Source organism: Lysinibacillus sp. JK80 (assembly GCF_027557635.1).
Lineage (GTDB): Bacteria > Bacillota > Bacilli > Bacillales_A > Planococcaceae > Lysinibacillus > Lysinibacillus capsici.
This window is the reverse complement of the sequence record NZ_CP058997.1, coordinates 3,786,044-3,804,628: the sequence shown is the minus strand read 5'-3', so window position 1 is coordinate 3,804,628 and position 18,585 is coordinate 3,786,044. Positions and strand designations below refer to the sequence as shown.

Sequence of the window (18,585 nt, the reverse complement as noted above, 5' to 3'; positions counted from 1 at the left end):
GTAATTTATGACATGAGATAAAAAGACTCATTGTTTTTTAGATATATTTCTTATATAATATTACTGAATAACGATTCATTTTATACGATAAGGGGATGGTGTAATTGAATTTAGTTTCACGTGTTCGTCAACAGGCAGCAGAACAACCTGAAAAAGTGGCGTATCATTTTATGGGGAAAGATACGACTTACGGGGAATTTGAGCATACAGTTGGCCGCTTTGCAAAGGGATTACAAGATTTAGGCGTTGAAAAAGGGGATCATGTGGCGTTTTTACTCGGCAACACGCCACACTACTTAATCGCTCTCTATGCAACAATGCGCTTAGGGGCAACAGCAATACCTGTTAATCCAATCTATACACCGGATGAAATTTCTTACATTTTGCATAATGGAGATGTAAAAGCAGTCATTGCTCTGGATATGTTGCTACCCTTGGTTGAAAAAGGTGTACAAGCATTTCCACAGGTAAAAACATTTATAGTTTGTGAAACCACACCAGATATAGCGGAAAAAGTGGCAGCTTTATCACCACAAGCACAAGAAAAAACACATTTATTTACACATGTAATCGCCAAAACCACTCAATCTTTACAACCTGTTGAAGTTGCAGAGGATGACAATGCTATTATTTTATATACTTCAGGAACTACAGGTAGTCCAAAGGGGGCCATGCTGACACATGGCAATGTGTACTCAAATGCACGTGATGTTGCGCATTATTTAGGCATTAATGCAGAGGACCGTGTTATTGCGACACTACCTGTATTCCATGTATTTGCCTTAACGGTAGTGGTGAATGCGCCTTTATTAAGTGGGGCAACAGTTTTACTTGCACCACGCTTTAGCCCTAGCGAAATTTTCGCTTTAGCACGAGAGCAAAAAGCAACGGTATTTGCTGGTGTTCCTACTATGTATAATTTCTTGTACCAATTACCTGAGGGCAATCCTGAAGATTTCTCGACAATTCGTTTAGCTATTTCAGGTGGTGCCTCCTTGCCTGTTGCACTATTACATAATTTCGAACAGAAATTTAATGTGCGTGTGTCAGAGGGCTATGGCTTATCCGAAGCTTCGCCTGTGACATGTTTTAACCCATTAGATCGTGATCGTAAAGCTGGCTCTATTGGAACATCCATTAGCAATGTCGAGAATAGAGTTGTTGATGTAAATGGTCAGGAAGTTCCTGTGGGCGAAGTTGGAGAGCTAATTGTACGTGGTCCAAACGTGATGAAGGGATACTATAAAATGCCTGAAGAAACGGCTATGGCGATTCGTGACGGCTGGCTCTATACAGGAGATTTAGCAAAGGTAGATGAAGAAGGGTATTTTTACATTGTTGACCGCAAAAAGGATATGATTATTGTAGGGGGCTTTAATGTTTATCCTCGGGAAGTGGAGGAAGTGCTGTTTGCCCATAATAATATTGTAGAGGCAGCGGTGGTAGGCTTCCCAGACCCTAACTTAGGGGAAGCTGTACATGCCTACGTTGTGTTGAAAGAAGTAGCTGCTACTACAACAGACGATCTACTATCCTATTGTGCTAAACATATGGTGAAGTATAAGGTTCCGAAAGTAATTGAAATACTGGATGAACTACCAAAAAACACAACAGGAAAAATATTAAGACGCTCATTAAAAGAAAAAGTTTAAACGAGAAAAGCTACTATTGAAAAATGGTAGCTCTTTTTTTGTACATTATTCGTATAATAGTAAAATCAGTTGAGAGTAGATGTCTGTAAGTGATAAAATCAAACTTGTGAAATCTTCTACATACTTTTCAAGAGCTTGTCATATAGTGAGGAAGTAATGTAAAAAGACGTACAAAACTGGAACCCTTTGAGGTGAAGCCACGTCAAAGCTTTTAGGTAAAAATACTATTGAAAGAGAGCATACAAAAACATGTTAGAACTCATTAAGGAGTTAATAAGTTTTATTGTGCATATCGATGTGCATTTAGAAGAAATTATTCGTGATTTTGGCAATTGGAGCTATCTTATTTTATTTGCGATTGTTTTTGTAGAAACAGGGGTTGTTATTTTCCCATTCTTACCTGGTGATTCCTTGTTATTTGCAAGTGGAACATTAGCTGCGGCAATGGGTGCATTCGATATGTGGATTTTAATCCCTGTATTTTTAGCTGCAGCTATTTTGGGAGATACGATGAACTATCATATTGGACATAAGGTAGGGACATCTATTCCGCCAAAGAGCCTCCTCGGTAGAGTTGTTAAGAAAGAGCGTATGGAAGCAGCTGAAAAATTCTTTAATACACATGGTGGGAAAACGATCGTAATCGCACGTTTCATGCCATTTATTCGTACATTTATCCCGTTTGTGGCGGGTGCAAGTAAAATGAAATATAGTTATTTCTTATTTTATAATATTTTTGGTGCAATTTTATGGGTATTCAGTTGTACGTTATTAGGTTACTTCTTTGGGAATATTCCAATTATTAAAGATAACTTCTCTGTTGTATTGATTTTGATTATCTTTATATCAGTTGTGCCTGCAGTGATCGGTGCAATTAAATCCAAAGTCGGTAAATAATATGGACAGTCCTTAAGTGATTCATCATCACGGGGACTGTCCTTTCTTTATTATTTGCTGAAAAAGCAAAGTTGGCATGTTAGCTTGAAGTATAAGCATCAGGTCGTAAAAAATGTTATACTATAAATTACTAGAAAATGGAGAAATGGGGGACAATGGAATGGAAGTATTCATTGGCAGACAGCCTATATTTAATCTTCATGAGCAAGTCGTTGCATATGAATTGTTATACCGTAGCAAAAATGTAAATGCCTTTCCAATGGTCGATTCAGATGCAGCAACGATTGATGTACTTGTGAACTCATTTCTTTCAATTGGTTTTGAAGAGGTAACGAAAGGTAAGCCTGGTTTTGTTAATTTTACTGAAAACTTATTGATGAGCTCTATCCATGAATTTTTAAATCCCTCACAGGTAGTGATTGAGATATTAGAGGATGTTCCACTTACCGCTCAATTAGTGGAGCGTGTAATTGAGCTAAAAAAACAGGGGTTTCAAATTGCCTTGGATGATTTTATGATGGATGATCAGGTGGAAGTTTATGATGAATTATTTGAACAAATTGATTATATTAAGGTGGATTTTTTAGCTTCTTCCATCGTAAAAAGAATGGAAATCGAAAATAAAGTTAAGGAGAAATTTCCACATATTCAATTGCTCGCTGAAAAGGTAGAGACGCGTCATCAATTTGAAGTCGCTAAATCCTCAGGCTATGTGTTATTTCAAGGTTATTTTTTTGAACAACCGCAAATAATACGAGCAACAGACATTCCAGCAAATGCGATTCAATATATTCACATTATCTCTTTACTAAAAGAGGAAGAACCAAATATTCATTTGTTAGCGGAAAATATTGAACGTGATATTTCATTGACATATAAATTATTGCAAATGATTAATAACTCATCTAAACGTTCTAAATCTAAAGTGCGCTCCATCAAGCAAGCGATTGTGTTATTGGGCGTATCCAATTTACGAAAATGGATTTATTTATTGGCCATGCGTGAAATTGATATTGATGCTGATTCTGATCTTTTTAAAGAAGTGATGTGTACGTCTTTATTCCGAGCTAAGGTTTGTGAAAAACTAGCTAAGCTTGCTTATAAAAAGAATTTCTCAGAATATTTTTTAGTCGGCATGTTTTCTCTAATTGACACATTACTTCAAAGACCGATGAATGTTATTTTACAGCAGCTACCATTCTCAGAGGCTATTACGAATACTATTTTAGGCTTTGAAACGGAAATGACCCCATATTTGGAGTTTAGTATTGCGTTAAGTAAACTTGATTGGCCGCGATTAGAAGAGCTAGCTGTACAGTTGAATATACAGTTAGTTGACATTGATCTTTTATATTATGAAGCCATCGAATGGGCAGAAAAATCATTTTAAACCAAATCAACAAAAGCTATCTTATTGAATACTGTAAGATAGCTTATTTTATACCTTCCTCAATCTAGTATCCCTTCATCATGATGAAGTTCTCAATGCTAAAAGTATTTGCTATAATCATCTCGTCTTTAAAAAATTCTGATAGTTGAAGTGGGCGTGGGGAAATGAAACATGATGTGAGAGATAGCATTGTGGAGTATGTGTATGTCATTGTAGGAGCGGCAATAATTGCTATTGGTTTTAATGTCTTTTTATTACCAAATCAAGTCGCTTCAGGTGGGGTAAGTGGAATAAGTACGATTTTGCATGGTTTATTTGGTTGGAATCCGGGAATTGTTCAGTATGCATTTAACATTCCGCTTTTTATTGCTGGTGTTTTATTATTGGGCAAAAAATTTGGAATAAAATCCTTTATTGGGACAATTACATTACCTTTTATCGTCTTATTAACAAATAGCTGGGAGCCTTGGACTGATAATCCTTTATTGGGTGCTCTTTTTGGTGGAATTGTTGTTGGCCTAGGAATAGGACTGGTCTTTAAGGGGAATGCTTCAACTGGTGGCACTGATTTACTGGCGCAAATCATTACGAAGTTTACAGGATTGTCGCTTGGAACAAGTGTGCTGTTAATAGATGGCGTTATCGCAATTAGTGCAGCAATTGTTTTTGACTTAGAAAAAGGTTTGTATGCTCTGATTGGACTTTATGTTACCACAAAAACGATTGATATTATTCAGCTAGGTTTTAGTCAGTCTAAAATGGTCTATATCATTACATTGAAACAAGATGAGGTAAGGGAAGCCATTTATGCTGAAATTAATCGAGGTGTAACGAAGTTACCAGCAATTGGAGGGTATACAGGAGAAGCACGACCAGTTCTAATGGTTGTTGTTTATCAAACAGAATTCACAAAGCTGAAACAACTCATTAAAAGCGTTGACCCATCAGCGTTTGTTATCGTTTCTGATGCATATGAGGTATTAGGAGAAGGTTTCAAACGTGCATAATTTTGGTATAATGGCGGCGTAAGGTATTTATTATGAGGAGGGGTACTAATGAAAAAAGCAATGTTAACATTAGTGTTCGGATCAGCAATCTTCTTAGCAGCATGTGGCGGCGGAGATAAAACTGCATCTAATAATGGTAATGAAACTGCTACAGAGCCAGATGGCGAAGCAATAGCGATGAAATCTTGTGTTACTTGTCATGGTGGCGAGCTACAAGGTGCAAATGGTCCAGCATTAAATGATGTAGGTTCACGTTTGTCTGAATCGGAAATTTTAGATATTATAAATAATGGTAAAAACGGCATGCCTGCAGGATTAGTAAAAGGTGCAGATGCTGAAGCTGTTGCTAAATGGTTAGCAACTCAAAAATAATTGCTTTTTAAAAACTAGCGGGCTGGAGAGCCGCTAGTTTTTTTAGTGCAAGTAAACGCTGTATTGAGAGTAAATACATTTCTTTTACACATAGACATGCTAAAATAAGATGAACCTTATCCATTGATTGGAGGCTTTTTCATTGGTCGTAGTATTAACAAGAGATGTTATGGAGAAATTTAAATTAGAGTTATTAGCTGGTGAAGAAGGAATAGGCAGGACAATTGTGACAAGTGATATCTCAAGACCAGGGCTTGAGATGGCAGGATACTTTACTCATTATCCAGCAAATCGTGTACAATTGCTTGGCAAGACTGAACTTTCCTTTTTTGAAATGCTCCCAGCGGATGTTAAGCTTGAGCGTATGCGTTTACTTTGTTCACAGGATACACCTGCTATTATTATTTCTAGAGATTTAGAAGTACCAGAGGAGCTTATTCAGGCCTCAAACGAGAAGCATGTACCTGTGTTTAAAACACATATGACAACAACCAAATTTTCGAGTAGATTGACGAACTACTTAGAGGGGCGCTTAGCTCCAATGACAGCAGCACACGGAGTACTTGTTGATGTGTATGGCATTGGAGTGCTTATAATCGGTAAAAGCGGCGTAGGTAAAAGTGAAACAGCACTTGAGCTTGTAAAAAAGGGTCATCGTTTAGTTGCTGATGATTGTGTTGAAATTCGTCAAGAATCAGAAAACCTATTAATTGGAAGCCCTCCACCTTTGTTAGAGCACTTATTGGAAATACGAGGCATTGGCATTATTGACATTATGACACTCTTTGGTGCAAGTGCAGTACGCCCCTATAAACGTATTACCCTCATTATTGAGCTCGAAATATGGGATCCACAAAAAGTTTATGATCGATTGGGCTTAGAAGAAGAAAAAATGAAAATAATTGACACGGAACTAACAAAACTAACAATTCCAGTAAGACCTGGACGCAATGTCTCCGTTATTATTGAAGTGGCAGCGATGAACTATCGTTTAAAGAAAATGGGCGTCAATGCGGCAGAGGAATTTTCAAGACGTTTAGATGAAGTGATTTCATCAAATGATGTGTTAGACGATTAAAAAGCGAACAACATTGTTCATGACATATTGAGAGGAGTAGAAGATGGATTTATTACTATTGCAAATTGACCCGATTGCCTTTCATTTAGGACCAATTCCAGTTCGTTGGTATGGATTGCTAATTGTGTCGGGAATCATTTTAGCCTATATTGTTGGGCAAAGAGAAGCCGTTAAGCGAGGTCTGCCTGAAGACTTTCTTGCAGATTTATTATTATGGGCAGTTCCTATATCCATTATCTGTGCACGTATTTACTATGTGTCAATGCGATGGGATTACTATAGCGAAAATCCAGGCAAAATCATAGAGATATGGAATGGTGGTATTGCCATCCATGGTGCACTCATCGGGGCATTTGTCACAGCTTACATATATACTCGTATAAAAAATGTAAGCTTTTTACGAGTAGCAGATATTGCAGCACCTAGTATTTTAATCGGGCAGATTATTGGTCGATGGGGCAACTTTATGAACCAAGAGGCCTATGGTGGCGAGGTATCGAAAGCATTTTTAGAAAACCTAATGCTACCAGACTGGATTATTAATCAAATGTATATTGAAGAATTAGGTTCATATGTTCATCCCACTTTTTTATATGAATCGATTTGGAACCTAATTGGGCTTATTATTCTATTAGTTTTGCGTAAAGTGAACTTACATCGTGGAGAAATATTCTTTAGCTATTTAATTTGGTATTCAATTGGTCGTTTCTATATCGAAGGAATGCGCACAGATAGCCTTTACTTAGTGGGAGATTTACGTTCAGCACAGGTTGTATCCATTATCGGTATTGTAGTTGGTCTAGGTGCAATTATTTATCGTAGAATAAAGGTGAAACCAGCCGTAAAATACTTGGATAATAAATAAGGGGTTGTAAAAGATGGCTGTTAAGGCACTACTATTTGATTTCGATGGGACTTTACTAAATACAAATGATTTAATCATTCAAACATTTATGCATGTATTAAATGAGCGATTTCCCGGGCAATATTCGCCAAAAGATTGCCTGAAATTCATTGGTCCATCATTGAAACAGACATTTAATGACATTGCACCAGGTGAAGAAGACGATTTGATAGAGATGTATCGCGCTTGGAATATTGCACACCATGATGACCTAGTCAGCCAATATCCTGATGTTGTGTCAACTCTAGAGCAGTTAAAAGCTCAAGGTATAAAATTGGCTATTGTTTCGACGAAACGTAATGAGACCATCGATCGTGGACTTGCTATTCTTGGTGCAACGCATCTATTTGATGTGCGTATTGGTACAGATGATGTGAACAATGTGAAGCCTGATCCAGAGCCAGTATTGCTTGCGTTGGAACGATTAGGGATAGAAAAAGACTATGCGATTATGATTGGTGATAATTCGCACGATATTGAAGCTGGACATCGTGCTGGTGTAAGAGCAGCGGGTGTTGCTTGGGCAATTAAGGGAGAGGCTTACTTACAGCAGTATCAACCAGAATATATGTTGCAGCATATGTCAGATTTATTTGATATTGTGAAAGAGGGGTAAGGTAGATGGCGCGTAAGACAGAACGTTACCGTGTCGAAGGAGCCAATTCACTTTGGAATATCTATGACACGGTGTCCTTTTGGAAGGTGATGAAGTGTTTCATTGTCATTCAAGTTGGACGCTTCACACCATTTTTACGTGTGAAAAACTGGCTATATCGTACTTTTTTAAACATGACTATTGGTAAGCAAACGTCATTAGCCTTAATGGTCATGCCAGATACCATGTTTCCTGAACGTATTTTCATTGGAGACAATACTGTGATTGGTTTTAATACAACCATTTTAGCGCATGAATATTTAATAGAGGAATATCGCTTAGGTGATGTTCATATCGGAAAAGAAGTAATGATAGGGGCAAATACAACTATTTTACCAGGTGTAACAATTGGTGATGGTGCCATTGTTTCAGCTGCCACTCTTGTACATAAGGATGTGCCAGCAGGCTGTTTAGCAGGGGGTAATCCAATGCGAATAATATATACTGCTGAACAAATGGCTGAGCGCAAACGTAATGAGGCTGTAGAGTGGTGTACACCAAAGAAATAATAAAAACTCACGTAGTATAGTGATATACTTCGTGAGTTTTTTGCATAAAAAGCTACTCCCAAAAACACTAGTTTTTGGAGTAGCTTTTACTGTTTAAGCATGAGCTGCGTCATAATCTGATTTGAATTCACAAGTGTCATGATCACCTAAGCAAGTTGTTTCAACAAAAGTTGATTTAATTGCAGTCCCATCAATGTCTTCAATTGTGTGAAGTGTTACCTTGTCACCAGGATAAAACTCGCCTTTACAAATACTAACGATCATTTGCTCACTAATTTGTACGAATGGACATGCCATAATAAATCCCTCCAATGCGTAGTGTATGTGGTTCTTTTTGTTATTAATGCTATTCTATATTAAGTTTTTTGAAATGTAAAAAGTAAAATAGAATGAGAGTAATAATCAATAAATGTATTGATATAAAAGTATTATTGATGATAATGAGATTGAGAATCATTTTAAGTGATTGGCTAAAAATAATTATATAGATATAATTATTGGATTTCGATATTGAGAATACTCTATTGAAAACTCTTTATTTTTATCAATGATTTGTTAAGAGAGAATCATTATCAATTTTTAGCGAATACTTAAAGTGATTAAAAATTGGTTTGTCACAATTTAGACATATTCTCATTGTCACTAAAGTATTTTGTCAAATTATAAGTAAAATGAGTCATGCTTTTTTTGGAAGTCTTTGCAATTCAATGTGTATAATTAACAGAATAATAAGTATTTAAAGATTTCGATAATTAATAAGGATATCGTTGACTGTATTAATGAAATAAGTTAAAATTCTTTCATAATCTAATTCTCTAATACTCTAGTGAATTAAAGTGAAATGTGAGGAAGTGTCCATATGTCGTCGATAAAAATGTTTGAAAAGCCACTTGGAATGCGCGATACATTCCCGCAAATCTATGAGAAAGTTGAAGCAGTTAGACATGCGGGCAGAGACTTTTTATATAAAAGGGGTTATGAGTTTATTAAAACGCCTGCGGTGGAGTATTTCGATACAGTGGGGAAGGCTTCAGCGATTGCTGATGCTCATTTATTTAAGCTAGTGGATAGCCAAGGAAATACGTTAGTGCTGCGACCTGACATGACTACACCGATTGCTCGAGTAGCTACATCGAAACTATTAAAGGAAATGATCCCACTACGTCTTGCCTATTTTGCAAGCGTTTTTCGAGCTCAGGAAGCAGAGGGAGGCAGGCCTGCTGAGTTTGATCAAATGGGGATTGAGTTAATAGGTGATCAATCAGTTTTTGCTGATGCAGAAGTTATTGTAACAGCAATGGAGCTATTAAAGCATTTTAAATTGGAAGAGTTTAAAATCACAATTGGACATGCTGGTATATTAAATTGCATTTTACAAGATTACACAGAGAGTATCGAACAGCAAACAACGCTTAGAACATTGCTTGTCCAACGAAATTACGTAGGGTTTGAAGAAGCAGTAGAGTCATTTCATCTGCCTAAAGCTAAATCCGATGCCCTCTTACAATTTATTGAAGAAGCCATGAATGTCAGAGATATACGAGATATTGAAAAATATGTCCGCAAAAATGATGCATTAGAATATATGCAACAACTTGCTCAACTACTTGAAATGGCTGATTTAGCTGATTATGTAGCTTTCGATTTCACACTTTCGAGTCATATGAGTTATTACACGGGTATGCTATTTGAAGTATTTGCTGTGGGAAGTGGCTTTTTATTAGGAAATGGTGGTCGTTATGATGGCTTGTTAGAAGTTTTTGGTTCAAAGGTTGGTGCTACAGGATTTAGTATTCGTGTGGATCGTTTATTAGAAACATTAAACGGGCAATCAGTGAAACGACAGGAAGCAACAGTTGTTCTTTTTGAAGAAGAACAATTTGAGGAAGCTTTACTAAAGGTTAAAAATTTACGAGCAGCAGGAAAATTAGCTACTTTGCAGTTACGTAGTAGTCTAGTCGATGAGGCGGCCTTTTTAGCATACTTTACAGAAGTGGTGGTAGTTGGACAGGAGGAAGTTGGCGGTGAATGAATTAACGATTGCAATGCCCAAAGGAAGAATCTTTGAAGAGGCATATCAAATGTTGTTAGAGGCAGGTTTTAATTTACCTGAAGAAGTAGAAATGTCACGTAAATTAATGATTGAAATACCAGAGGAAAAAATTCGCTTTATTTTATCAAAGCCAATGGATGTTCCTGTCTATGTTGAACATGGTGTTGCTGATATTGGTATTGCTGGTAAGGATGTATTGTTAGAGCAACAGCGAGAAGTGCACGAATTACTTGATTTGAAAATTAGTAATTGCTATATCGCTTCTGCAGGCCTACCAAACACCTCCATGAATGAGATTGCGCCTAGAATTGCTACGAAATATCCGAATATTGCCATGAAGTACTACAAAGGCATTGGAGAGCAAGTGGAAATTATCGAGCTCAACGGTTCTATTGAATTAGCACCAATGATTGGCTTAGCTGATCGAATTGTCGATATTGTTTCTACAGGTCGTACATTAAAAGAGAACGGCTTAGTAGAATATGAATTTATTACTGCTGTCTCTTCTCGATTAATTGCAAACCCTGTAAGTTATCGTATGAAAGGTGAGCGTATTATTGATCTTGTGAGGCGGTTAAAGAAATGTGTAAATGAGCAGAAAAAGTAATCATTTGTAGCTACATATGAAGGACTAAAGGGGATTAATCCTATGAAAATAACAAAGCTTGAAAAAGGCATTTCCTTAAAAAGACCACTTGAAGGAGGAAATGAAGAACAAATAAAAGTTGTACGACAAGTGCTTTCGGATGTTAAGACACAGGGAGATGCGGCTTTACGCACCTATACTGAGCGATGGGATGGCTATGTCCCTAAAAATTTACGTGTCTCTGAAGAAGAAATACAAGAAGCAGTAAGTGAACTCGATCCTCAACTATATAAGGACTTAGCGGAAGCAGCAGAAAATATTCGTTTTTATCATGAACAACAGATACGTTCAGGGTATCACCTAGAACTGGGAGATGGTTCTTGGTTAGGCCAACGGGTAACAGCTTTAGATGCAGTAGGACTATATGTTCCAGGGGGTACAGCAGCCTACCCTTCATCAGTCTTGATGAATGTAATACCAGCGCAGGTTGCAGGGGTGAAACGTATTGTTATTACTTCACCTGCAGGGCCAAATGGGAAACTACCAGCAGGTGTACTTGTGGCGGCTCACCTTTTAGGGATTGATGAGATTTATAAAGTTGGTGGGGCACAAGCAATAGCTGCACTTGCCTATGGCACGGAAACAATTCCCCCAGTCGATAAAATAACAGGTCCAGGAAATATTTATGTGGCACTTGCCAAACGAGAGGTATTTGGAGAAGTAGCCATTGATATGATTGCGGGACCGAGTGAAATTGCTGTGCTGGCTGATGACACAGCCTATCCTGATGAAATTGCTGCAGACCTTTTATCTCAAGCAGAGCATGATCCACTAGCTTGTGCAATTCTTGTCACAACCTCAGAGCAATTAGCCAAAAAAGTGGCTGAGGAAGTAGAGAAGCAGCTGCTGAACTTACCGCGTCAAGAAGTAGCTCGTGCTTCCATAGAGAAATTTGGGGTGATTTATGTAGCTGAAACGTTGGCAGATGCAGTGGAAGCCATTAATTCATTAGCACCGGAGCATTTAGAAATTGTGATGGAAAATGCGGAGGCGTTAGCTGAGCAAATAAGACATGCTGGTGGTATTTTTATAGGTCGGTATAGTTCTGAGCCAGTTGGTGATTATTTTGCAGGGACCAATCATGTACTTCCAACTAATAGTACGGCTCGTTTTGCAAGTGGCTTAAATGTTGATGATTTTGTGAAAAAATCAAGTATTGTTTACTATAGTGAAAAAACTTGGAGAGACAATGCACCAAAAATTGCACGTTTAGCGCGTATGGAAGGCTTAGAGGGCCATGCTCGTGCAGTGGAATCACGTGGATGGGAGAAGGAATAGGACGATGACAGAAAAGAAACGATATGCAAAGATAGAGCGTACAACGAATGAAACGCAAATTTCTGTAGCAATTGATTTAGATGGTGAAGGCAAGGCAGATATCCAAACAGGCGTGGGGTTTATGGACCATATGCTTGACTTATTTATTAAGCATGGACTATTTAACGGCACAATACATGCAAATGGCGATACTTATATTGATGATCACCATACAACAGAGGACCTTGGTATTGTATTAGGACAGGCTGTTCGAGAAGCACTTGGTGATAAGAAAGGCATAAAACGCTATGGTAACGCCTTTGTACCGATGGATGACGCACTAGCTCAGGTAGTGGTCGATTGCTCGAATCGACCTCATCTAGAGTACCGTGTGCCAGCATTAAAAGAAAAAGTAGGAACGTTTGATACAGAATTAGTGCATGAATTTTTATGGAAATTTGCCCTTGAGGCAAGGATGAATGTTCATGTAATTGTACCTTATGGACAGAATACACATCACATTATTGAGGCAATTTTCAAAGCATTAGCACGTGCGATTGATGCCGCAGTGGAAATTGACCCGCGTGTTAAAGGCGTACCATCGACTAAGGGGCTGTTGACGTGAAAATAGGTGTCATTGATTATGGAATGGGTAATTTATTTAGTGTGGAGCAGGCATTAAAAAGGCTAGGCTGTGAAGTTATTATAACTGCTGATGAGAAGGCATTAGATACAGCTGACGCACTTTTATTACCAGGGGTGGGTGCATTCCCTGATGCCAGAAAGCGTTTAGCTGAAACAAACTTAGATCAATATTTACAGAAGGCACAAAGAGAAAACCGTCCACTTTTAGGAATTTGTCTAGGTATGCAATTATTATTCGAGCAAAGTGATGAAGTAACCCCAACAAAAGGGCTAGGGTTTTTCAAGGGGTGTATTAAACGCTTTAGTGGTAGCCAAGAGGGCCGAGCATACAGAGTACCACATATGGGGTGGAATGAACTAATTGTGACAAATCGTCCTGCATGGTTACACAATGAAGTATCAGCGAAGCATGTCTATTTTGTTCACTCCTTTTATGCAACAGATATCGTAGAATCAGAGCTTGTTGCCTATGCTGATTACTTCGGCATTCAAGTACCTGGTATTGTGATGAATGGTTCTGTGACTGGTATGCAATTTCACCCTGAAAAATCAGGGGAATTAGGTGTTTATTTATTAGAGCAATGGTTGGAAGGTGTGAAGGCATGCTAACAAAACGTATTATTCCATGTCTTGATGTGAAAGAAGGTCGTGTTGTAAAAGGTATACAATTTGTCTCTATCCGAGATGCAGGAGATCCAGTGGAGCTTGCGAAGTTCTATGATGAACAAGGAGCAGATGAGCTTGTATTTTTAGATATTTCTGCATCACATGAAGGTCGAGAAACGATGGTAGATGTCGTTCGTCAAACAGCGGCTACGCTTGCCATACCCTTTACTGTTGGCGGAGGCATTCGTACGTTGGATGATATGAAGCGTATTTTACGAGCAGGTGCCGATAAAGTTTCAGTGAATACATCCGCGCTGGAAAGACCTGCCCTTATTCAGGAAGGCTCTGATTACTTTGGCGCACAATGCATTGTTGTAGCAATCGATGCTCGCTATAGTGAGGAAGATAGCACATGGATGGTTTATACACATGGTGGTCGCAACAAAACCCCTTGGTCAGCCATTGAGTGGGCCAAAGAGGCTGTACGCTTAGGAGCTGGTGAGATTTTATTAACAAGTATGAATCAAGATGGAGAAAAATCAGGCTTTGATTTAGCCTTAACCAAAGCAGTGCGTGAAGCTGTGACAGTCCCTGTGATTGCTAGTGGTGGAGCGGGACATGCCGAACATTTTTACGAAGTATTAGCACAAGAGGTAGATGCAGATGCTGCACTAGCAGCCTCTATCTTCCATTATAAAGAAACAAGTGTAGCGCAAGTAAAGGAATACTTACGTGCAAAAGGAGTGGCAGTAAGATGATAGAGAACATTCAATTTGATGAGAGAGGTCTTGTTACAGCTGTAGTACAAGATGCCAATACAAAAGAGGTATTAACAGTAGCTTATATGAATAAGGAGTCATTAGCTAAAACAATTGACTCAGGGGAAACTTGGTTTTATTCTCGTTCCCGTCAAGAGCTTTGGCATAAGGGAGCAACAAGTGGCCATACACAACAGGTGGTTTCAATCAAAGCGGATTGCGATCAAGATGCTTTAATAGTGGAGGTTCTACCGACAGGGCCAGCATGTCATAATGGGACAATTTCTTGCTTCACTGAGGTTATTCAGCAAAAAGAGAAGGTAGGCTCTGTGGACATCGTTTCTAAACTTGCTCGTGTCATCGAAAAGCGAGAGCAGGAAATGCCAGAAGGAGCGTACACTACATATTTATTTGATAAGGGCATTGATAAAATCTGTAAAAAGGTTGGGGAAGAAGCAACAGAGGTGGTCATTGGTGCCAAAAACCGAGATGCTGAGGAAGTAAAATGGGAGGCAGCTGATTTAATTTATCACCTACTCGTATTATTACAAGAACAAAAAGTAAGCATTTATGATGTTCTGCATGTGTTGGAAAAACGTCACGAGGAGAAATAACAGCATATTATTGATTGTGTGGTATAATAGGAGTTACTGTGTAAAGGAACGTAGAATACGTTCCTTATTTCTTGTTTCGGAGGAAATATATTGGAAAAGAAACGTCAAAATGAGACTCAATCGAATATAGTGTCGTTCATTCCAACAGGCGACTATTATTATAAGAAATCAATTCAAGCAATGAACAGTGGACAAATGAATAAAGCCTATAAATATTTACAGCGTGCGGTAGATTTAAGTCCCGACGATCCAATGATTATCTTGCAGTTAGCCATAGTAGAGTTAGAAGGTCAACGTTTTGAGGAAGCGTATGACCTACTTCGTCGCGCCTATCAAATTGATCCAGATAATCCAGAAATCATATTTTACATGGCAGAAGTATCAGGGTGTGTAGGCATCATGCATGATGCAAAACGCTTTGCAGAAGAATATTTAAAGCTAGAACCTGAGGGTGCTTATGCCGATGAAGCAGCAGAAATATTAGAGTTTGTCGCTTTTGAGCAAGATGATTTTGAAGAGCTTGAAGGCTCTGGTGAGGATTTATATCGTCAGGAGCAAGCTCGTCGTTGTATGGAAAAGGGAGATTTTCCTGAAGCTATTACTATTTTAGAAGATTTAATTGAAGATCGACCAGCATTTTGGTCAGCCTATAATAATCTAGCACTCGCTTATTTTTATGTTGGAGAAGAAGAGCAAGCAAAGGCTCTCTTGCATACAGTGCTACGTGAAAATAAGGGCAATCTACATGCATTATGCAATTTAACGGTAATTGCGTATTATGAAAAAAATGAAGATGATTTACAAGAACTGTTAAATGTTCTTGTTAAAATTCAACCCTATACTTGGGAGCATCGTTATAAACTTGGTGCTACCTTAGCCTTAATCGGCCAATATGAATTAGCCTATAAATGGTTGCGCAGCATGCAAAAGAGAGGCTATGTAGGAGATGCAGGATTTTACTTTTGGCTGTCACATGCTGCTTATTTCTCAGGACATGAGGAGATTTCGAAAAGTGCGTGGGATCAGCTTCTAGAGCTAGACCCAGACAAAGAGGGCTTCGAACCTTGGCGCCAACAAGAAAATGAATTTGGACTTGATGCATTGGAGCATGATCGTGATTTTATTGTTGAAAAATTAGAGAGCACTTATACGAGTGAACGCATTTTTGGTTTATTTTTACTGAAAGGTACAGCGCATAAGCAAGAAATTATCGCCCATCCGAAATGGATTAATATTGAACAATTAGGCTCTTTTGAAAAATTATTTTTAGCTTATGCACTTGGACATGAATTTGATAAGAAAAATAAAGTAGAAGCAAGCTTTTTACGATCAGTACAGGTCTCAGAAATTTTATTAGAACAATATGGAAAGCTATCATCATTAATTGTACCGCTGTTTCAAATGTGGTTTGTGCTATGTGAACAAGCTTTAATAGAAAATTATCGTTTTACAAATCCAACAGCAATTGCAGGAGCAAATGATTATTTATTCAGATCTTCACAAATGCTTAAAGTGACAAAAAAGGAAATTGCGCAGCAATATGGAGTTTCTGTATCTACTTTATCAAAGTATATTGACGAAATATTAACGTTTTTGCCAAACAGTCATGATTAATGTGTGAGCAACATAGTTGAATAACTTTATACTTTCACATACGATGAACATACTAACGCTATCACCAATTTTTCCTTAGCGTCATTGATCTTCTTCTATAGATGACGTTAGATGTATTGGTTGAATGAAGATAAAAAGTATTCTGTTTAGGGGGAAGTATTTATGTCGGAAGAAAAAATTTATGATGTAGTAATTATTGGTGCAGGTCCTGCTGGGATGACTGCCGCTGTTTATACATCTCGTGCAAATTTGTCTACTTTAATGATTGAACGTGGCATTCCTGGTGGACAAATGGCAAACACTGAAGAAGTAGAAAACTACCCAGGTTTTGAGACAATTTTAGGACCAGAGCTTTCTACAAAAATGTTTGAGCATGCTAAAAAATTTGGTGCTGAATATGCCTATGGTGATGTAACGGAAATCATCGATGGAGAAGAATATAAAACAATTAAATCAGGTGCAAAAAAATATAAAACACGTGCCATTATTATCACCACTGGTGCTGAGTATAAAAAAATGGGTGTGCCTGGTGAAAAAGAGCTTGGTGGCCGTGGTGTCAGCTACTGTGCAGTATGTGATGGAGCATTCTTTAAACAAAAAAATCTAGTTGTCGTAGGTGGCGGAGATTCAGCTGTTGAAGAGGGTGTTTATTTAACTCGCTTTGCTGATAAAGTGACAATTGTCCACCGTCGTGATAAATTACGTGCACAAAAAATTCTCCAAGATCGTGCCTTTGCCAATGAAAAAATTGATTTCATTTGGAATGCAACTGTAAAAGAAATCAATGAAGCGAATGGTAAAGTTGGCAGTGTAACACTACAATCAACTGTCGATGGTACAGAATCTGAATTTGCTACAGATGGTGTTTTCGTCTATATAGGTATGCTTCCGTTAACGAAACCATTTGAGTCATTAGGTATTTTAAATGAGGCTGGCTATATTTTGACAAATGAAACGATGGAAACAAAAATCCCAGGTATCTTTGCAGCTGGAGATGTTCGTGAAAAATCACTTCGTCAAATTGTAACAGCAACTGGTGACGGTAGTATTGCCGCGCAAGCTGTTCAACATTATGTAGAAGAGCTATTAGAGAAAATTAATGCCTAATAGGGCTATTTTAAGGAAAAAAATACAATTTTAATGTGGTTTTAATATTGCTGTAACTTGAATGACATATAAAAGGTGTATGATTAAAAATGTAATTAGCAATCCCCCTTTTATTTTGTTTAGTAGGTTGTTTCCGCCTCCAATAGGTGGGAGCAACCTACTTTTTTATGTGTAAAAAATCAAATAATAATATCACGATAAACGTAAATTTCGCCCAAGATGAAATGGTTATCTTTGAATAGAACTAAATTGTTAATTGTCTGCGTACAAGAGTTGTAAATGAGGACAAAACTTACAAGGTCTTGTTATAATGAAGAGTAGAATGCAAAAGTGATTAGAGGTGTGCCTATGCAAAGAATTGCAAATTTAATTGCCGTAAAAGACGGTAAAGTATTATTACTTCAGAAACCAAGACGAGGCTGGTATGTAGCACCAGGAGGGAAAATGGAGAGTGGCGAGTCAATCTTCGAGGCTGCTATTCGAGAATTTCAAGAAGAGACAAACGTCATACCTTTACATGTTCATTTAAAGGGTGTTTATACGATGATCATTAAAGAAAACAATGACGTAGTGGATGAATGGATGCTCTATACATTTGTTGCAAAGGATGTAGATGGAGTACCATTCGAAGAAACAAGAGAAGGCAAACTTGCATGGCACCCAGTAGAGGATTTAGCACATTTGCCAATGGCTGAAGGAGATCGAACTAATTTACAATTTGCTGTTTCGCAATCAGGCATTCAGTATGGCACGTTTGACTATACAACGAATTTTGAATTACTTCATCAGAAAATACAAATTTCAAAAGAACAATAAAGGAG

At 37.9% G+C, this 18,585-nt stretch carries 20 protein-coding genes; 19 read left to right on the top strand and 1 reads right to left on the bottom strand.

The genetic code is table 11. The annotated features are described in order from the left end of the window. Positions 1 to 104: 104 nt before the first annotated feature. The 9 genes from HXV90_RS19095 to HXV90_RS19055 all read left to right on the top strand — a co-directional run bounded on the left by HXV90_RS19095 (position 105) and on the right by HXV90_RS19055 (position 8,464). Positions 105 to 1,652: a fatty acid--CoA ligase family protein gene (locus HXV90_RS19095; RefSeq protein ID WP_048390826.1), complete on the top strand. Its 1,548-nt coding sequence runs from the start codon at positions 105 to 107 to the stop codon at positions 1,650 to 1,652. Between the two features lie 249 nt (positions 1,653 to 1,901). Then, complete coding sequence (locus tag HXV90_RS19090; protein ID WP_048390828.1) at positions 1,902 to 2,549, top strand: VTT domain-containing protein; 648 nt, start codon at positions 1,902 to 1,904, stop codon at positions 2,547 to 2,549. A gap of 112 nt (positions 2,550 to 2,661) precedes the next feature. Then, positions 2,662 to 3,939, top strand: coding sequence for an EAL and HDOD domain-containing protein (locus HXV90_RS19085; RefSeq protein ID WP_269897818.1), 1,278 nt, complete (start codon positions 2,662 to 2,664; stop codon positions 3,937 to 3,939). 164 nt (positions 3,940 to 4,103) lie between these two features. Next, complete coding sequence (locus HXV90_RS19080) at positions 4,104 to 4,946, top strand: YitT family protein (RefSeq protein ID WP_004227970.1); 843 nt, start codon at positions 4,104 to 4,106, stop codon at positions 4,944 to 4,946. A gap of 48 nt (positions 4,947 to 4,994) precedes the next feature. Then, a complete protein-coding gene (cccB, locus tag HXV90_RS19075) occupies positions 4,995 to 5,318 on the top strand; it encodes a cytochrome c551 (RefSeq protein ID WP_048390832.1) in 324 nt (107 codons plus the stop codon). Between the two features lie 142 nt (positions 5,319 to 5,460). After that, the gene (gene hprK, locus HXV90_RS19070) at positions 5,461 to 6,396 is read left to right on the top strand and encodes an HPr(Ser) kinase/phosphatase (RefSeq protein WP_004227974.1); all 936 of its coding nucleotides are present in this window, start codon (positions 5,461 to 5,463) and stop codon (positions 6,394 to 6,396) included. Between the two features lie 43 nt (positions 6,397 to 6,439). Then, positions 6,440 to 7,261 carry a prolipoprotein diacylglyceryl transferase gene (gene lgt, locus HXV90_RS19065; RefSeq protein WP_054549573.1) on the top strand — a complete coding sequence of 274 codons (822 nt, stop codon included), beginning with the start codon at positions 6,440 to 6,442 and terminating at the stop codon, positions 7,259 to 7,261. A gap of 13 nt (positions 7,262 to 7,274) precedes the next feature. Continuing rightward, the gene (ppaX, locus tag HXV90_RS19060) at positions 7,275 to 7,916 is read left to right on the top strand and encodes a pyrophosphatase PpaX (RefSeq protein ID WP_048390836.1); all 642 of its coding nucleotides are present in this window, start codon (positions 7,275 to 7,277) and stop codon (positions 7,914 to 7,916) included. A gap of 5 nt (positions 7,917 to 7,921) precedes the next feature. Continuing rightward, a complete protein-coding gene (locus tag HXV90_RS19055) occupies positions 7,922 to 8,464 on the top strand; it encodes an acyltransferase (RefSeq protein ID WP_048390838.1) in 543 nt (180 codons plus the stop codon). A gap of 93 nt (positions 8,465 to 8,557) precedes the next feature. Here HXV90_RS19055 and HXV90_RS19050 read toward each other — a convergent pair whose 3' ends face one another. Next, positions 8,558 to 8,761 (bottom strand): hypothetical protein, encoded by a 204-nt coding sequence (locus tag HXV90_RS19050; protein WP_048390840.1) that lies wholly within the window; start codon positions 8,759 to 8,761, stop codon positions 8,558 to 8,560. Between the two features lie 562 nt (positions 8,762 to 9,323). Here HXV90_RS19050 and HXV90_RS19045 point away from each other — a divergent pair. The 10 genes from HXV90_RS19045 (at position 9,324) to HXV90_RS19000 (ending at position 18,580) form a co-directional block, all read left to right on the top strand. Beyond that, entirely contained in the window at positions 9,324 to 10,496 is a 1,173-nt protein-coding gene (locus HXV90_RS19045; protein ID WP_054549570.1) for an ATP phosphoribosyltransferase regulatory subunit, read from the top strand. Beyond that, positions 10,489 to 11,124, top strand: a complete 636-nt coding sequence (hisG, locus tag HXV90_RS19040; protein ID WP_048390844.1) for an ATP phosphoribosyltransferase — start codon at positions 10,489 to 10,491, stop codon at positions 11,122 to 11,124. The genes HXV90_RS19045 and hisG overlap by 8 nt, the downstream gene beginning before the upstream one ends. A gap of 42 nt (positions 11,125 to 11,166) precedes the next feature. Next, positions 11,167 to 12,441, top strand: a complete 1,275-nt coding sequence (gene hisD, locus HXV90_RS19035) for a histidinol dehydrogenase (RefSeq protein ID WP_269897817.1) — start codon at positions 11,167 to 11,169, stop codon at positions 12,439 to 12,441. A gap of 4 nt (positions 12,442 to 12,445) precedes the next feature. After that, a complete protein-coding gene (hisB, locus tag HXV90_RS19030) occupies positions 12,446 to 13,045 on the top strand; it encodes an imidazoleglycerol-phosphate dehydratase HisB (RefSeq protein WP_004227994.1) in 600 nt (199 codons plus the stop codon). After that, positions 13,042 to 13,674: an imidazole glycerol phosphate synthase subunit HisH gene (hisH, locus tag HXV90_RS19025; protein WP_269897816.1), complete on the top strand. Its 633-nt coding sequence runs from the start codon at positions 13,042 to 13,044 to the stop codon at positions 13,672 to 13,674. Before hisB ends, hisH begins: the two co-directional genes overlap by 4 nt. Next, entirely contained in the window at positions 13,668 to 14,429 is a 762-nt protein-coding gene (gene hisF / locus HXV90_RS19020) for an imidazole glycerol phosphate synthase subunit HisF (RefSeq protein WP_259949819.1), read from the top strand. Before hisH ends, hisF begins: the two co-directional genes overlap by 7 nt. Then, positions 14,426 to 15,043: a bifunctional phosphoribosyl-AMP cyclohydrolase/phosphoribosyl-ATP diphosphatase HisIE gene (hisIE, locus tag HXV90_RS19015; protein ID WP_048390853.1), complete on the top strand. Its 618-nt coding sequence runs from the start codon at positions 14,426 to 14,428 to the stop codon at positions 15,041 to 15,043. Before hisF ends, hisIE begins: the two co-directional genes overlap by 4 nt. A gap of 90 nt (positions 15,044 to 15,133) precedes the next feature. After that, positions 15,134 to 16,657 (top strand): tetratricopeptide repeat protein, encoded by a 1,524-nt coding sequence (locus tag HXV90_RS19010; protein WP_112116617.1) that lies wholly within the window; start codon positions 15,134 to 15,136, stop codon positions 16,655 to 16,657. A 162-nt stretch (positions 16,658 to 16,819) separates the two neighbouring features. Further along, positions 16,820 to 17,764, top strand: a complete 945-nt coding sequence (trxB, locus tag HXV90_RS19005; RefSeq protein WP_269897815.1) for a thioredoxin-disulfide reductase — start codon at positions 16,820 to 16,822, stop codon at positions 17,762 to 17,764. A gap of 348 nt (positions 17,765 to 18,112) precedes the next feature. Next, complete coding sequence (locus HXV90_RS19000) at positions 18,113 to 18,580, top strand: NUDIX hydrolase (protein ID WP_048390859.1); 468 nt, start codon at positions 18,113 to 18,115, stop codon at positions 18,578 to 18,580. Positions 18,581 to 18,585 lie beyond the last annotated feature (5 nt).

Excerpts from the sequence above, each read along its gene's own strand:
- hisD (WP_269897817.1), top strand. The coding sequence starts at position 11,167 with ATGAAAATAACAAAGCTTGAAAAAGGCATTTCCTTAAAAAGACCACTT.
- HXV90_RS19045 (WP_054549570.1), top strand. The coding sequence starts at position 9,324 with ATGTCGTCGATAAAAATGTTTGAAAAGCCACTTGGAATGCGCGATACA.
- hisF (WP_259949819.1), top strand. The coding sequence starts at position 13,668 with ATGCTAACAAAACGTATTATTCCATGTCTTGATGTGAAAGAAGGTCGT.
- HXV90_RS19055 (WP_048390838.1), top strand. The coding sequence starts at position 7,922 with ATGGCGCGTAAGACAGAACGTTACCGTGTCGAAGGAGCCAATTCACTT.
- hisIE (WP_048390853.1), top strand. The coding sequence starts at position 14,426 with ATGATAGAGAACATTCAATTTGATGAGAGAGGTCTTGTTACAGCTGTA.
- HXV90_RS19085 (WP_269897818.1), top strand. The coding sequence starts at position 2,662 with ATGTTATACTATAAATTACTAGAAAATGGAGAAATGGGGGACAATGGA.
- cccB (WP_048390832.1), top strand. The coding sequence starts at position 4,995 with ATGAAAAAAGCAATGTTAACATTAGTGTTCGGATCAGCAATCTTCTTA.
- hisB (WP_004227994.1), top strand. The coding sequence starts at position 12,446 with ATGACAGAAAAGAAACGATATGCAAAGATAGAGCGTACAACGAATGAA.
- HXV90_RS19090 (WP_048390828.1), top strand. The coding sequence starts at position 1,902 with ATGTTAGAACTCATTAAGGAGTTAATAAGTTTTATTGTGCATATCGAT.
- HXV90_RS19000 (WP_048390859.1), top strand. The coding sequence starts at position 18,113 with ATGCAAAGAATTGCAAATTTAATTGCCGTAAAAGACGGTAAAGTATTA.
- HXV90_RS19080 (WP_004227970.1), top strand. The coding sequence starts at position 4,104 with ATGAAACATGATGTGAGAGATAGCATTGTGGAGTATGTGTATGTCATT.
- lgt (WP_054549573.1), top strand. The coding sequence starts at position 6,440 with ATGGATTTATTACTATTGCAAATTGACCCGATTGCCTTTCATTTAGGA.
- ppaX (WP_048390836.1), top strand. The coding sequence starts at position 7,275 with ATGGCTGTTAAGGCACTACTATTTGATTTCGATGGGACTTTACTAAAT.
- HXV90_RS19050 (WP_048390840.1), bottom strand. The coding sequence starts at position 8,761 with ATGGCATGTCCATTCGTACAAATTAGTGAGCAAATGATCGTTAGTATT.
- trxB (WP_269897815.1), top strand. The coding sequence starts at position 16,820 with ATGTCGGAAGAAAAAATTTATGATGTAGTAATTATTGGTGCAGGTCCT.